Genomic DNA, 15,214 nt, shown 5'->3' on the forward strand with positions numbered 1-15,214 from the left:
GAACTCCTTGACGGTCGGTTGTTGGCTGGTGAGGGGCTGGTTGTTGGCTTGTCGACAGTGGTTGCAATGGGTGAAGGCCTCGCCTCAGGGCGCGGCCCAGGTGGTGGGCATGGACTGCTCCGCGCCGGACGGCGCCCGGCTGCCCTGGCTGCGCCGTTCCGTGCTGGCGCCGAAACAGCGCTCGGTGACCCAGTCGCCCACCGAGCGCAGGAACAGCTGCTGTCCCTTCTCGGTGCAGACGGTGTGGTCGACCTCGCCGATGAACTCGTACTGAACTCCCTGCGCGAAGGGCTTGCGGGCGAAGGCGCCGAGCTGGTCGCGGCCGCGGTCGCAGACATGCAGCGAGCCCGAATACAGCAGCTGCACCGCCACGTTGCGTTCGACGAGCCGCTCCAGCGCCGCGCCGAACCAGATCGCGTTCGCCTCGGGCGCGCGCCTTTCGGCGAAGAAGCCCGGCAGCGGCACCGTCGAGTGGCTGCGCAGGAAGCGGCGCTGCAGCCAGCGCCGGGCCTTGCCCGGGAACGAGGGGTGCGCGGGTGCGGCCATCGCGCGGCGCAGGTTGCGCTCCAGGCGCGCGCGCAGCTCGGGGAAGGCGAAGCCGTCGAACAGAGACACCGCCACCACGCGCTTGTCGGCCAGGGCCGCCGACATCGCGTGCTGCACGCCCGAGCACATGCCGACGATCACGAACTGGCGTGCGCCCAGCATGCGCTCTGCGGCGTCCATGGCCGCCTTCAGGCTGTGCACGGCGCGGATCTGCAGGTCGGGCGACGTGTCGAGCGCGTCGCTGTCGCCGATGCCGCCGAGATCGAAGCGCAGGCTGCCCACGCCGCGTTCGGCCAGCAGGTGCGCCAGCTTCACGTTGATGCGGCGCGGCCCCACGCGGTGGTTGGCGCCCATGTTGAACATCAGGCAGGCAACGCCGCCCGGCGCCGGCCGCGCGGGCGCCGTGAGCATGCCCATCAGCGCATCGCCCGGGCCGAACAGCAGCGGCGTCTGCTTCGCGGCCGCCTTCACGTCGTATTTCGCGTCATTCATGAAGCGCCCCCTGGAGGCGGTTGAGCGCGTCGGCCGGGACCATCGCGCTGTTGGGATAGGGGTCGGAGGTCCAGTCGAGCTGGTGGCTGAAGTACGCGAGGCGCACCGGCATGTGGCGCGATTGCTGGTCGGCGGCCCACTGGGCGGTGCGCTCGTCGTCGGGACCGGCCAGCACCAGCGTGTCGTGCAGCGCGGTGAGCGGCAGCGACTCGGGCACCAGCGCCGCCAGCTGCGCGCGCAGCGCGGGCGAGAGCAGGGTGCCCAGGGCTTCATGGGGGATGGCCTCGGGCTCCTGCACGAGGTCGCGGCGCCAGGCCAGGTCGGGGATGCAGAAGGTGGTGTCGATCGCCGCCACGTGCTGCTCGCGCAGCAGCCGCGCATAGCGGCGCCCGTCGATCACGGGTTCCCACAGCACCAGCCGCACCGGATCGCAGCGGCCGCCGCGCGCGGCCAGCACGGCCACGGTGGCGCCGAGCCGCGCGCCGATCCACACGATGGAGGCTGCGGGCACGCGCCGCCGCAACTCCTCGTGCGCCGAACACAGGTCGCGGCGCCAGCCGTCGAGTTCGCCCTCGACCTCCTCGCCGGGCGAATCGCCCGAGCCGTAGAAGTCGAAGCGCAGCGTGGCGATGCCCGAACGCGAGAGCCGTTCGGCCAGCACCTTGAAGAAGCGGTGCGTGCGCAGCCCCTCCTGGCCGAAGGGCGGGCACAGCAGCACGGCGGTGTCGTTCCCGCCGCGGTCTTCCTCGGCCGGATGGAACACGCCGAAGACCTGCCGCGAGGCCGGCCCGAACATGATCGGCTCGAAGCGGGTCATGGGGCGATCTCCATGCTGCGCGCCGGGGCGCCCGCTTTAGGCGGGAGAGACGGGCCGTTCGCATACCCGCCCGTGTCGCCCGCGTCGCCCGAACCGGCCGCGCCGAGCCGGTTCGCGCGCGCCTCCGTCTGGCGCCACTCGGCGATCGCGCCCACGCAGTCCAGCCGCGCGGGCGCGGGCCCGAGCACCAGCCACAGGATGCGGCCGGCCACCGAGAGCTCGACGCTGCGGCAGTCGGCTTCCAGCCCCACCTCGAAGCTCTGCGACGACACCAGCAGCCCCACGCCGATGGCCTTCAGGCAGGCCTCCTTGCGGGTCCAGCAGGTCAGGAAGGCGCGGTCGCGCTCCTGTGCGGGCAGGGCGGCCAGCGCTTCCTGTTCGCGCCGCGTGAAATGCTCGGCCGCGAGGATCGCCGCGTCCGGCACCGGGCGCAGCAGCTCGATGTCGGCGCCCAGCGGGCCGCGTCCGCCGATGGCGATCAGCGCCAGTCCCTGGCTGTGGCTCAGCGAGAACTGCGTACGCGCATGGCCCGTGAGCGACGGCTTGCCGAAGGAGCCCTTGGACAGGTGCAGCTCGGCGTGATGCAGGCCGGTGTACTCGCTCAGGGCCTGCCGCAGCGCGACATGCGAGGCCACGTAGCGCTGCCGGTCCAGCTCGAAGCGGAAGCCGTCGGCGCGGGCGCGTTCCTCCTCCGAGAGAAGGTCTTCGGACGGGAGGTCGGTGAAGCTGTCCAGGTCGACGTACCGGCAGACCGGTGCGTCGATGGACAGCGCGTAGAGGGAGCTGGCGGTCATGCTGGTCACCCCTTGCGCAGCCAGCCGCCGAGGGCGCCGAGCAGTCCGCCGCGCGGCGCATGCGCAGCGGAGCCGGCGGCCAGCTCCGCGAGATCCGAAGGCACGCCTTCGCCGGCGTCGCGCGGCGACGAGGCGATCTGCCCGAGGTTCTCGAACAGGTAGCGGCGCGGCTCCACGCGGTGCCCCAGCGTCTGGGCGGCCTGCTGCACCGCGCGCAGCACCAGCAGCGAATCGCCGCCGAGGTCGAAGAAGTTGTCGCTGGCGCGGATCTCGTTGACGTCGATGCCGATCACGCCGGCCCAGATGAGGGCGAGCTGCGCCTGCTCGGGCTCGAGCTGGCTCTGCTTCGCCTTGGGCGCTTCGCCGTTGGCGGCTCCTGTTGCGGCGCTCCTGCCCGTGTCGCTCGCGGCCAGCTTGCGCAGGTAGGCCGCGCTGGTCGAGCCCTCGGCGTCGGCGATCCGCTCGAGCGTGGCGCCGGGTTCCTCGGCCACGCGGCGCAGCACCTCCAGGTACCGCTCGCGCAGCTGGGCACCGGTCTCGCGCAGGTACACGTCGGCGTTGTAGATGAGCGCGCCTTCCAGGCCGTGCGGCTTGTCCATCAGCCACACGCCGATGTCGTCGGTGGCGCCGTGCTGCATCACGTGCATCTGCCGGGTCTGCAGGCTGCCGATGGAGCGCGTGCGTTCGCGCGCGTCCTGGAACGAGAACATCGACTGGTAGGGGCCCGAGGTCTTGATCTGCCCCGCGTAGCCCGGCTCGGCCATCAGGCGCTCGAACGGCACCTGCTGGTTGTTCATCATCGACAGCAGTTCCTGCTTCACGTAGCGCATGAAGGCGGGCAGCGCCAGCGAGCGGTCGACCGTGAGCGAGACCGGCAGCACGTTGTTGAAGAAGCCCATCACGTCCTCGGTCTCGGCCTGCTGGCGTCCGCGCACCGGGTTGGCGATGACGATCGCCTCGTTGCCGGTCACCTGGGCCATGGTCAGCGCGTAGACGCCGAAGGTGAGCATGCTCAGCGTCACGTCCATGTCGCGGGCGATCTCGCGCAGCCGCTGCGTGCTCTGCAGGTCGATGTGGATCCAGTGCGCGCCGCCCTGGCCGCTCTTGCCGGCGCGCCGGGGCATGTCGGTCACCGGCGGCCGCACGGCCCTGGCGCCTTCGAGGCGGCCGCGCCAGAAGGCGAGCTGCTCCTCGCAGGCGGGCTCGGTCAGCCACTTCTCCAGCCACTGGGCGTAGTCGCCCTGGGTGGTCATGAGCGCGGGCAGGTTGTGCGGGCGGCCGCGTTCGGCTGCGTCGTAGAACGCGGCCAGCTCGCGCTGCATCAGGTCGAAGGACCAGCCGTCCCAGATCAGGTGGTGCGGCACGAACTGGAACACGTGCTCGTTGTCGTCCAGCCGGAACAGCGTCGCGTGCATCATCGGCGCGGCGTGGATGTCGATGGGCCGGTCGGCCAGCTCCTGCATGCGCTCGGCCAGCTCGGCCTCGCGCTGGTCGGCGGGCAGGTCGCGCAGGTCGACCAGCGGCAGCGTGAATTCCGCAGACTCCGCTATCGCCTGCACCGGCTTTCCGCTGTCGGCGTCGATGTCGATGCGGGTGCGCAGCGAGGGCTGGCGGCGGATGATCTGGCGCAGCGCTTCCTCGAAGCGCGCGGCGTCGAGCTGCCCCGTGAGCCGCTGCGCCGAGGGCGCGTTGTAGACCGAGCGGCCCGGATGCAGCTGCTCCATGAAGCGGATGCGCTCCTGCGCCATCGTCAGCGGCGCGGTGGTGCGTCCGGCGCTGCGTCCGATCGGCGCCTGCAGCCCGACGCCCGCGCCCTGCAGGGCCTGGATGGCCGCGGCCAGCTTTTCGGCGGTGGGCGACTCGAACAGCGAGCGCAGCGGCAGCGTGACCTGGAACTCCCGGCTCAGCAGCGTGGTGAGGCGCGCCGCCAGCAGCGAATGGCCTCCCATGGTGAAGAAGTCGTCGTGCATGTCGAGGCCGGGCAGGCTCAGCACCTTCTCCATGAGCGCGAGCACCTTGCGCTCGTGCTCGTTGCGCGGGCCCGCGCCGCGGCGCATCTCGTCGCGTGCCACCGCCTGCGGGGGCGGGAGCGCGACGCGGTCGATCTTGCCGTTGGCCAGCTTGGGCAGCATGTCGAGCGTCACCACGTGCTGCGGCAGCATGAAGGCGGGCAGGTGCTTGCGCAGGTGCACCATCAGGGTCTCGAGGTCGAAGCCGGTGTCGTGCTTGAGCGCGAGGTACGCGACTAGGCGCACGTCGCCGGGGTTGTCCTCCCGGGCGATCACCACCGCACGCGAGACGCCCTCCACCTCGCAGCAGCGCACCTCGATCTCGCCGGGCTCGATGCGGTAGCCGCGCACCTTCACCTGGAAGTCGAGCCGCCCGAGGTGGTCGAGCAGCCCGTCGTTGCGCCAGCGGCCGCGGTCGCCGGAGCGGTACATCTTCTTCGGCGTGCCGAAGATGCGCACCGTGACGAAGCGCTCGGCGGTCAGCTCGGGCCGGTCGAGGTAGCCCAGCGAGACGCCTTCGCCCGCGATGCAGATCTCGCCGGGCACGCCGATGGGGCAGGGCTGCAGGTCGGCATCGAGGATCCAGATCTCGGTGTTGTCCACGGGCCTGCCGATGGACACGCCTCGCGAGGCGATCTCGTTCGGGCGCACGTGCCAGGCCGTGGAGTACACGGTGGTCTCGGTCGGTCCATAACCGTTCCACAGGCCTTCCATGCGCTCGCACAGCGCCAGCGCCATGCTCGGGCGCAGCGCTTCGCCGCCGGTCCAGCCGCGGAAGCCCGGAGCGCCGCCGGCCCACTGGGCGTCGAGCAGCAGCTGCCACATGCCGGGGGTGGCCTGCAGAAGGGTGATCTGTTCCTCGTCGAGCGCGCGCGACAGGCGGTTGCCGTCCATCGCGACCTCGCGTTTCACCATCACCAGCTCGGCGCCGGCGGCCAGCGGCAGCAGCAGGTCGGGCACGGCCATGTCGAAGGACAGCGTCGTCACGGCGGCGATACGGTCGGCCGGGCCGATGCCCGACTCGCGCTGCATCCACTGCAGCAGGTGCGCCACGCCGCGGTGATGCGCGATCACGCCTTTGGGCAGGCCGGTCGAGCCGGAGGTGTAGATCACGTAGGCGGCGTCTTCCGACTGCGGGTCGTCGGCGCCGGGAGGCAGGGCCTCGCCGGAGAGCTGCCGCCATTCGGTGTCGCGGTCGATCTCGAAGATGCGCTGGCTCGCGTCGCCGCGCCAGTCGCGGGGCGCGACCGCGATGTCCGACGAGGTCAGCATCAGCGCGAGCTTCGCGTCGCTGGCGTAGTGGTCCAGCCGCGCCTGCGGGAAGGCGGTGTCGAGCGGCACGTAGGACGCGCCGGCCTTCAGCACGCCGAGCATGGCGACGACCATCTCGAGGCTGCGCTCCAGGCACAGGCCCACGCGCTGGCCGCGGCCCACGCCGCGCGCACGCAGCGCACGAGCGAGGCGGTTGGAGAGCGACTCGAGCTCGCCGTAGCTGCAGCTGCGGGCGCCGTCGCGCACCGCGGGGCGGTCGGGCTGCAGCGGCGCGCGCGCGACGAAGCCGGCATGCGCCAGCGGCGCGCCCACCAGTGGCACCCGCGCGGGCTGCAATGCGAGCAGCGCATGCACGGCGTCGGCCGACAGCACTTCGAGCCTGCCGACCGTTTCGTCGGGCTCGTGCGAGGCCGACTGCAGCACGCACGCGAACATATCGAGCCAGCGTTGCACGCTGACCTCGTCGAAGAGGTCGGTGTTGTACTGCGCCTCCACCATCAGGCCGCCGTCGAGCGGACGCAGGTTCACGAACAGCTCGAAGTTCTCGTAGCGGCGGGCGATGGTGTCCTGCACCACGTCGAGCGTGGTGAAGGCCTGCGCGCTGCTGGCCACGTCGGGGTCGACATTGAAGGCCACGCTCACCAGCGGCAGACGGCTCGGGTCGCGCTCCAGGGAGAGCTGGCCCAGCAGCGCGCCGTAGGTGAGCGCCTGGTGGTCGAAGGCGTCGAGCACGGCGGTGCTGCATTCGTCCATCAGCGCATCGAAGCGCATGCCGGCGCGCGCGGCCAGGCGCAGCGGCAGCAGGTTCACGCAGTGGCCGACCAGGCCGGGCATGTCGTGCGAGAGCTGGCCCGAGGCGGGAATGCCGACCACGATGTCTTCCTGCCCCGTGAGGCGGTGCAGCGTGGCGACGAAGCCGCTGAGCAGGCCGGTGAAGAGGCTGACGCCGGCCTTGGTGCTCGTCGTGCGCACCGCGCCGACCAGGCGCTTGTCGAGCAGGCGCTCGGCGCGAAGCGAATTGAAGGTGCGCGCGGCCGGGCGCGGGCGGTCCAGCGGGAGGTCGAGCACCGGCAGCGTGCTGCCGGGGAAGCGGCCCAGCCAGTAGTCGACGTGCGCCTGCATGTCGGGGTGCGTCGCGGCGGCGGCCTCCTCGGCGGCGAAGTCGGCGAAGAGCGGCGCCGCCTTGAGCTTCAGCCCGGTGCCGGTTTCCTCGGCATACAGGTGGCCCAGCTGCTCGGTGATGACCGCCCACGACCAGCCGTCGCACACCACGTGGTGCGCGGACATCACCAGTTCGTGCTCGGCCCTGCCGAGCCGGTAGAGCACCGCCCTGAACAGCGGGCCGTGCTCCAGCGAGAAGGGTGTGCAGACCGCGTCCTCGTGCGCGTCGCGCAGCGCCTGCGCACGGGCTTCGGGCTCCAGCGCGGCCAGGTCGTGCCCGACCATGACGTTCGCGCGAGGCTGGCTCACCAGCATGCAGGTGCCGTCGGGCGAGATGGTGGAGCGCAGTGCCTGGTGGCGCGCGAGCAGCCGGTCCATGGCGCGCGAGAGGGCCGTCTGGTCGAGTTCCCCGCGCAGGCGCAGCACCACCGATTCGTTGTAGGCCATCGAGGCCTCGGTGCCCAGCGTGGCGCCGAGCCAGACTTCGCGTTGCGATTCCGTGGTCGCAATGATGGATTCGACGACCCCACCGCTCGCGGTGGGCTTGAGAACGGCGTTCATGCTGCGGCCTTTCCATTGACGAGGGAGTGACTGGCGGGTGCCGCGTCGGGCACGTACCAGAAGGGCTGGCCGTCGATGTCGCGGGCCAGCACGGAGCCTTCCTCGGCTGGCTTGTGGATGTCGAAGCCGGTGACGGGAATCGCGCGGCGCGGCAGGAAGCCGGACTCCTGCATCTCCGCGACCGATTCCTTGAACGCGCGCTGGATGAAGGCGATGTCCTCGGCGCTGTGCGCGCTGGTGAGGAAGCACGGGAAGTTGTCCAGGATGTGGACCCCGCGGCTGCGCATCATGGCGAAGAGCAGGTCCTGCAGCGGGTGGTCTTCGAGCCAGCTCACGCGCCACAGCGAGGCGAAGTGGCGGACCTTGATGGGCGCGCCGACTTCCCTGCACCAGCCCGAGAGTTCCGCGGCCATGGCCGTGGTGCTGGCGTTGAGCCCGGCCTGCAGCGCCGGCCCGGCTTCCTTCAGGTGCATGAGCGAGGCCTTCGCCGCCGCGAGCGCGAGCGGGTGGCGCACGAAGGTGCCCGCGAAGTAGGTCACGCCCACGCCGGGGATCGAGTCGTCGCCGTATTGCCAGGCGCCGCCGTCGAGCGCATCCATGAACTCGCGCTTGCCCGCGATCACGCCCACCGGGAAGCCACCGCCGATCACCTTGCCGTAGGTGGCGAGGTCGGCGCGCACGCCGAAAAGCTCCTGCGCGCCGCCCAGGGCGGTGCGAAAGCCGGTGATGACCTCGTCGAAGATCAGGCAGCAGCCGTTCTTCCCGGTGATTTCGCGCAGCTCGTGCAGGAACTCGCGCGGCTGGAAGTCGGGGCGGCGGCTCTGCACCGGCTCGGCCAGCACGGCGGCGAGGTCGCCCGCGTTGTCGCGGATGAAGTCCAGCGCCTCGGGCGTGCCGTAGTCGAGCACGCGGATGTCGCCGAACATGCCGCTCATCACGCCCGGCGCGGCCGAAAGACCCTTGCCGCCCTTGCCGGCGCGCACCAGCACCTCGTCGAAGGTGCCGTGATACGAGCCGGTGAACACCACCACCGTGCTGCGGCCGGTGACGGTGCGCGCGATGCGCAGCGCAGCCATCACGGCCTCGGAGCCGGTGTTGCAAAGGCCCGCGCGGTCGTTGCCGGTGAGCTCGCAGACCAGTGCCGTGACCTCGGCCGCCAGCGGGTGCTGCGGGCCGATCTCGTAGCCGGCGTCGAGCTGGCGGCGCACCGCTTCGAGCACGAAGTCGGGCTGCCAGCCGAACATGTTCATGCCGAAGCCGTTGAGCGCGTCGACGTACTCGTTGCCGTCGAGATCCCACATCCGCGAGCCCTTGGAGCGCTCGATGACGATCTGGTAGGTGATTTCCTTCGTGATCGGCCTGAAGCCGTTGACCACGCGCGGGTCGGCCATGTGCGGACGGTTGGCCTCGGTGAATTCCTTGCTCTTGCGCGTGCGCTCCACGTAGCGGCGGACGAAGGCCGCGAGCCGCGCCTTCTGCCGGCCGCTGGGCTCGGCGGTGCGCTGCGTGTGGATGCGGGCGATGGCGCCGAAGGCCTTGCTCACGTCGTAGCGCACGGGCTGCGCGGGCTCTTCGGCGGACGTGGGCGTGGGCGCGGTGGCTGCAACCGGGGTCGCGGCCACTGCCGGGACCGTCTGCACCGGCACGGCCTGCAGCGTCGCGAGCGGCGCGGCGGGAACCGCGCCGGACAGCAATGCAAGCTGCTGGCGCATCAATTCCATCTGCTGCGAAATCAGCTGAGACAGCTGTCCTTCGCCCGCGACGACGCCTTGTGCGGGCATGTACACGGGCAGCGCCTGCGGCATGCGCAGCGGCATGGCGACCGCGCTTTCCACCGGAGCTGCCGTTGCAGCGGTCATCGCAGCAGTCATCGAGGTAGTCGGTGCGGCGACCGGCGCCGGAGCGGCTTCAGGCGGCAGGCTTTCCCGCAGGAAGGCCGAGAGCGCGTCGAAGCCGCGATAGTTCTCCATCAGCTGGCGGAAGCTGACGTTCACCTTGAAGTGCTTCTTGATCTGCGTGGCCGCCTGCGTCAGCGTGAGGGAGTCAAGGCCGAGTTCGCCGAAGGGCGCCTGGCCCTCGGCCTGCGCCATGTCGAGGCCCGAGATGTCCTCGAACAGCGCACGCAGGCGCGTGTCGACGGACGAACCGGCGGAGGGAGGAGGAAGAGGCGAGGGCGTTGCAGCGGTCACGATCGGCTCCAGGGAAACGGGTGGGACGAAGGGCGAGGGCGTCGCCGCGGCGGCGGGCGCGGTGGCGACGGAAACGTCGGGGGAAGAGGTAACGGCAGCAGCGATGTCGACCCAGCAGCGCTTGCGTTCGAAGGGCGTGGTGGGCAGGCGTACGCGCTGGGCGCCGGCGCGGGCCGTCAGGCGCGAGAGTTCGATTTCCGCGCCGCAGGTCCAGAGACGGCCGAGGGCCAGGCGCAGGGTGCGGGCCTCGTCGGCCATGCCGCCGGGCTCCACGTGCAGCAGTGCGAATGCGTTGCTCGCGCCGTGCTGGCGCACCAGCGTGGAAAGCGTGTTGCGCGGACCGGCCTCGACGAACAGCGGGTTCGCCGTCTGCGCCATCGCGCAGCGCACGGCCGGCGAGAAGCGCACGGTGCCGCGCAGGTGCCTGGCCCAGTAGGACGGGCTCGTGGCCTCGGCATCCCCGAGCGGCTTGCCGGTGAGCGTGGAATAGATCCGGGTCTGCGGCGCGCTCAGCGCCACATTGGCCACCAGGCCTTCGAAGGGCGCGACGGCCGCGTCCATCATGGCCGAGTGGAAGGCGTGCGAGGTCTGCAGCGGGCGGCTCGGAATGCCGTCCGCTTCCAGCGCGGACTGCAGCGCCGCGATGGCATCGAAGGGGCCGGCCGCGACACAGGCCGTGGGGCCGTTCTCGGAGGCCAGCGAAAGCTGCGGGCCCAGCCTCTCGATGAGCTGGGCCGCGCCAAGGCGCACCGACAGCATCGCGCCGGTCGGCTGCGCCTGCATGAGGGCACCGCGGCGAGCCACGAGCCGGGCGGCGTCTTCGAGGCGCATCACGCCCGCGATCACCGCCGCGACGAATTCGCCGACGCTGTGGCCGATCAGCGCATGCGGCCGAGCGCCCAGCGCCAGCAGCCGCCGGGCGAGCGCGTATTCGAGCGCGAAGATCGCGGGCTGCGTGGCGGCGGTGGGCGACAGCGCTTGCGGGTCGTCCGAGAACATGCGCTCGCGCAGGTCGAAATCCGTCACGCCCTCGAGGGCGGCCATGCAGTCGTCGAAGGCGGCGGCGAACACCGGGTCGTTCGCATGCAGGTTGCGACCCATGCCGGCGTACTGCGCGCCCTGTCCGGGGAACATGAGCACGAGCTGGGGTTCGCTCGAGGCGGCGCGGCCGCTGACGGTGCCGGTCGAACCGGTGTCGCGCAGGGAGGCCACGGCATCGGCCGTGCTGCCGGCCACAACCGCGCGGCGGAAGGCGTGTGCCTTGCGGCCGACCGCGAGGGTGTGGGCCACGTCGGCAAGCGGAAGCTCCGGATGGCCTTCGAGGTGCGATGCGAGCTGCCCGGCGGCTGCGGCGAGCGCGGTCTCGGAGCGTGCCGAAAGCAGCAGCACCTGCTCGCCCGTGGCGGGCGGCGAGACCGGCCGGGGCGGAGCCTCCTCGACGATGACGTGCGCATTGGTGCCGCCGACGCCGAAGGAACTGACGCCCGCGCGGCGCGGCTGCGCGGCGCGTGGCCACTGCTGCAGGCTGGAGGTCACGTGGAAAGGCGTGCGCGCGAAGTCGATCGACGGGTTCGGCGCGCTGAAATGCACGGTCGGCGGAATCTGCTCGTGATGCAGCGCCAGCGCCGTCTTGATGAGCCCGGCCGCGCCCGCCGCCGTGACCATGTGGCCCACGTTGCTCTTGACCGAGCCCAGCGTGCAGTAGCCGAGCGCATCGGTGTGCTCGGCATAGGCGACGGCCAGCGCTTCGACCTCGATCGGGTCGCCCATCGGCGTGGCGGTGCCGTGCGCCTCGACGTAGGAGATGCTGCGCGCGTCCACGTCGGCCGCCGCCAGCGCGGCGCGGATCACCGCGGCTTGTCCGTCGACGCTGGGCGCGGTGAAACTGGCCTTGGCGCCGCCGTCGTTGTTCACGCAGGCGCTGCGCAGCACGGCGTAGATGGTGTCGCCGTCGGCTTGCGCGTCGGCCAGTCGCTTGAGCAGCACCACGGCCGCGCCGTCGCTGAAGACGGTGCCCCGGGCCTGCGCGTCAAAGCTGCGCGTGTGGCCGTCGGGCGAGAGCATCGAGCCCTCGTTGTAGAGATAGCCGCTGCGCGGCGGGCAGGTGACGGAAGCGCCGCCCGCCAGCGCCATGTAGCACTGGCCGGTGCGCAGCGCATGGAAGGCATGGGCCACGGCCACCAGCGAGGTCGAGCAGGCGGTGTGCACGCTGACCGCCGGGCCCGTGAGGTTGAGCCGGTTGGCCACCCGCGTGGTGATGTAGTCCTTCTCGTTGGCCAGCATCACCTGGAACTCGCCCACCGGCTCCACCAGGTCGGGCCGGGTGCTCACGTGGCGCTGGTGGTAGGTGGCGTTGTACATGCCGGCGTACACGCCCACCGGGCCCGGCGCGGCGTCCGGCACGTAGCCGGCGCGCTCCAGGCATTCCCAGCAGATCTCGAGGAACACGCGCTGCTGCGGGTCCATGAGCTGCGCTTCCTTCGGGCCGATGCCGAAGAAGGCGGCGTCGAAGTTCTCGATGCCGTCGATCACGCCGCGCGCACGCACGTAGGCCGGATCGTTGCGCAGGGCTTCGCCGATTCCGGCGTCCAGCGTGGCGTCGTCGAAGAAGCTGATGGTGTCGCGGCCCGCGACGAGGTTGTCCCAGAACTGCTCGACGTCGGCCGCGCCGGGGAAGCGGCCGGCGGTGCCGATCAGGGCGACCGCATCATGAAGCGCGTCGTGGGGAAGGGTGGCCGCTGCGGTCGATCGATCCTTGAAACCGGCCGCAGCGGCCGTGGCGGGCCGATCACCCGCCGGCTGCATCCGCGCACCCATTGCTTTTGGCGTGGGATTGCGGAAGAAAAGATTGGTCGACAGCGGCGTGCCGCTGCCGCGCCGGAGATCGGCCAGCACCTGCAGCACCAGCAGCGAATCGCCGCCGAGATCGAAGAAGTTGTCGTTGCGGCCGACCTTCGAGATGCGCAGCGCGCGCGCGAAGGCGTCGCACACCTGCTGCTCGATGGCGCCGCGCGCTTCCTCGAAAGGCTGCGCGAGCTCGGGGCGCTCGCCGGCCGGCTCGGGCAGAGCCTTGCGGTCGAGCTTGCCGTTGGGCGTGACGGGAAGCCGTTCGAGCCACACCTGGGCGGCCGGCACCATGGCCGCGGGCAGGCGCTCGCCGAGATGAGCGCGCAGGGCCTCCCAGGAGAGCTTCTCTTCTCCAGAGTGCGAAACCAGATAGGCCACGAGGCGCAGCTGCCCGCTGCCGTCGGGCCGGGCTACCACCGCGCACGACTGCACGCCGGGATGCGCGAGGATCGCCGCCTCCACCTCGCCGGTCTCGATGCGGTGGCCGTGGATCTTCACCTGGCCGTCGCGACGGCCGATGAATTCGATGGTGCCGTCCGGCAGCCAGCGCGCGAGGTCGCCGGTGCGGTAGAGCCGGTCGCCGGGGCCGCCGAAGGGGTCGGCCACGAAGCGCTCGGCGCTGAGCGCGGGCTGCCGCAGATAGCCGCGGGCCAGCCCGTGGCCGCCGATGCAGAGCTCGCCGACGAAGCCGGTCGGCAGCAACGCCATCGAGGGGCTGAGCACGCGCAGCACGGTGTCCTTGATCGGGCGGCCGAGCGGAACCGAGCGCAGGTCTTCCGGGAGCGGCGACGCGATGCGGTGCGTGGCCGCGAAGGTGGTGCATTCGGTCGGGCCGTAGCCGTTGCTCAGCGCGAGGTCGGGCAGTGCGGCCAGCGCGCGGCGCACGTGCGGCACGGAGAGCGCCTCGCCGCCGGTGAAGAGATGCAGCAAACCCGAAAGATGGGCCGGGTCGTCGTCGACGACGGCGTTGAAGAGCGCGGCCGTGAGCCAGGCCGTGTGCACGCCGTGGCGCGCGATGGTGCGGGCGAGCCCGGCGCCGGTGGGCACGCGCTCGTCATGGATCACGCAGCGGCCGCCGTTGAGCAGCGGGCCCCAGATTTCCAGCGTGGCCGCGTCGAAGCCCAGCGGGGCCGCGTGCAGCATGGCCAGGCCGGGGTCGAGCGAAACGTAGTCCACGCCCACGACGAGCCGCAGGATCGAGCGATGGCAGATCTCGATGCCCTTGGGCGTGCCCGTCGAGCCCGAGGTGTACATGACGTAGGCCACCGATTCCGCGTCGATGGCCGGCAAATTCCATGAACCACGGTTTTCGTTGTCTTGGTACTCGTCGACCAGAAAAACGCCGTGATTGGGGGGGATGAGGTGGCGGTGCTCCTGCACGGCCAGCACGTGGTGCGCGCCGGCCTCGTCGAGCATGTAGGCGATGCGTTCGGGCGGGTAGTCCGTGGGCACGGGCACATAGGCGGCGCCGGCCTTGAGGATGCCGAGCTGGGCGACGATGGCTGCCATCGAGCGGTCGAGCAGCATGCCGACGCTGTCGCCAGCGTGGACGCCCAGGGTCTGGAGGCGCCGGGCGAGATCGTCGGATCGCTGGTCGAGTTCGCTGTAGCTCATCTGCGCCTCGCCTTGGGCGAGGGCGATGGCTTGGGGCGTTGCAGCGGCCTGCAGGGCGAACACAGCGGGCACCGTGAGGGCGGAATCGATCGGGGAGAGGGCGATGTTCCAGGCAGCGAGCTGGTCGGCGCTGTCGGCTCGAGGCAGCGTGTGGATGTCGCCGAGTGCTGCATCGGGGCGGTCGAGCAGGTCTTCGGCGGCGTCGATGAGCGTTGCGAGCAGCGCAGCGATCGCGGCGGGGTCCATCAGGCCGGGCGCCGCGTCGGCGTGCAGCGATGCAGAGGCGGCGTCGAAGCGCAGCCGCAGCGGGGCGTCGGCGCTTTCGATGCCTGCGTCCTCGCGCAGCCAGAGCGAGGCGGGCGACGGGGCGGCATGCGCGGTCTTCGGCGCGCCGCGGCGACCGAGGTCCAGCTCCGCCAGCCAGGGGCCCGCGGCCATGGTGGTGTCGAACGCGACGGTGGTCGAGAAGTACGCGGGTGCGTCCTGCCCGGCGCCTGCTTCATCCAGCACGGGCCAGAGGCTTCCGAGCCAGCGAGCCTGCAGGAGCAGCCATGCGCCGGCGAAGAGGGTGTCGGGCAACTGGCCGCCGACGGCCGGCGAGCCGGCCAGCTTGCGGGCGAAATGGGGCGAGAGCGTGGTGGAGGCGACGTGGCGGCTGGCCGATCCTTTCGAATTGGATCGCGACACGAACAGGTCTTCCAGAGAGAGCTCCGGATCGCCTTGGCCTGCCTGCGAAACAGTTTGAATTTCCACGTAAGTATCCCAAAAGAAATACGCCAAAAGCAATTGGGCGAATGGAAAATCCATTCGCTCAATTAAGAATGAAGAAGCAGAAAGCTGTTTTTTCGTGTCTTCATCCTAGGGTGTTTCCCGCAGCCGATGTGTGTACTTTAGGCCCCGGTTACAACTGGA

At 71.0% G+C, this 15,214-nt stretch carries 5 protein-coding genes; all 5 read right to left on the reverse strand.

The window, feature by feature from the left end:
- Nucleotides 1-84: 84 nt before the first annotated feature.
- From ABL840_RS18430 to ABL840_RS18450, 5 genes are read right to left on the reverse strand one after another with little or no spacing between them, the layout of a single operon-like run.
- Nucleotides 85-1,038, reverse strand: coding sequence for a hypothetical protein (locus tag ABL840_RS18430; RefSeq protein ID WP_256227960.1), 954 nt, complete (start codon nucleotides 1,036-1,038; stop codon nucleotides 85-87).
- On the reverse strand, nucleotides 1,031-1,855 hold the full coding sequence (locus ABL840_RS18435) for a serine aminopeptidase domain-containing protein (protein WP_093195185.1): 825 nt from the start codon (nucleotides 1,853-1,855) through the stop codon (nucleotides 1,031-1,033). Before ABL840_RS18435 ends, ABL840_RS18430 begins: the two co-directional genes overlap by 8 nt.
- Entirely contained in the window at nucleotides 1,852-2,649 is a 798-nt protein-coding gene (locus ABL840_RS18440) for a 4'-phosphopantetheinyl transferase family protein (RefSeq protein WP_093307195.1), read from the reverse strand. Before ABL840_RS18440 ends, ABL840_RS18435 begins: the two co-directional genes overlap by 4 nt.
- 5 nt (nucleotides 2,650-2,654) lie before the next feature.
- Nucleotides 2,655-7,652, reverse strand: coding sequence for a non-ribosomal peptide synthetase (locus ABL840_RS18445; protein WP_093307129.1), 4,998 nt, complete (start codon nucleotides 7,650-7,652; stop codon nucleotides 2,655-2,657).
- Entirely contained in the window at nucleotides 7,649-14,989 is a 7,341-nt protein-coding gene (locus tag ABL840_RS18450; protein WP_418116324.1) for an amino acid adenylation domain-containing protein, read from the reverse strand. The genes ABL840_RS18445 and ABL840_RS18450 overlap by 4 nt, the downstream gene beginning before the upstream one ends.
- Nucleotides 14,990-15,214 lie beyond the last annotated feature (225 nt).

The organism is Variovorax sp. NFACC27 (assembly GCF_048301545.1).
In the GTDB taxonomy this organism is placed as follows: domain Bacteria; phylum Pseudomonadota; class Gammaproteobacteria; order Burkholderiales; family Burkholderiaceae_C; genus Variovorax; species Variovorax gossypii.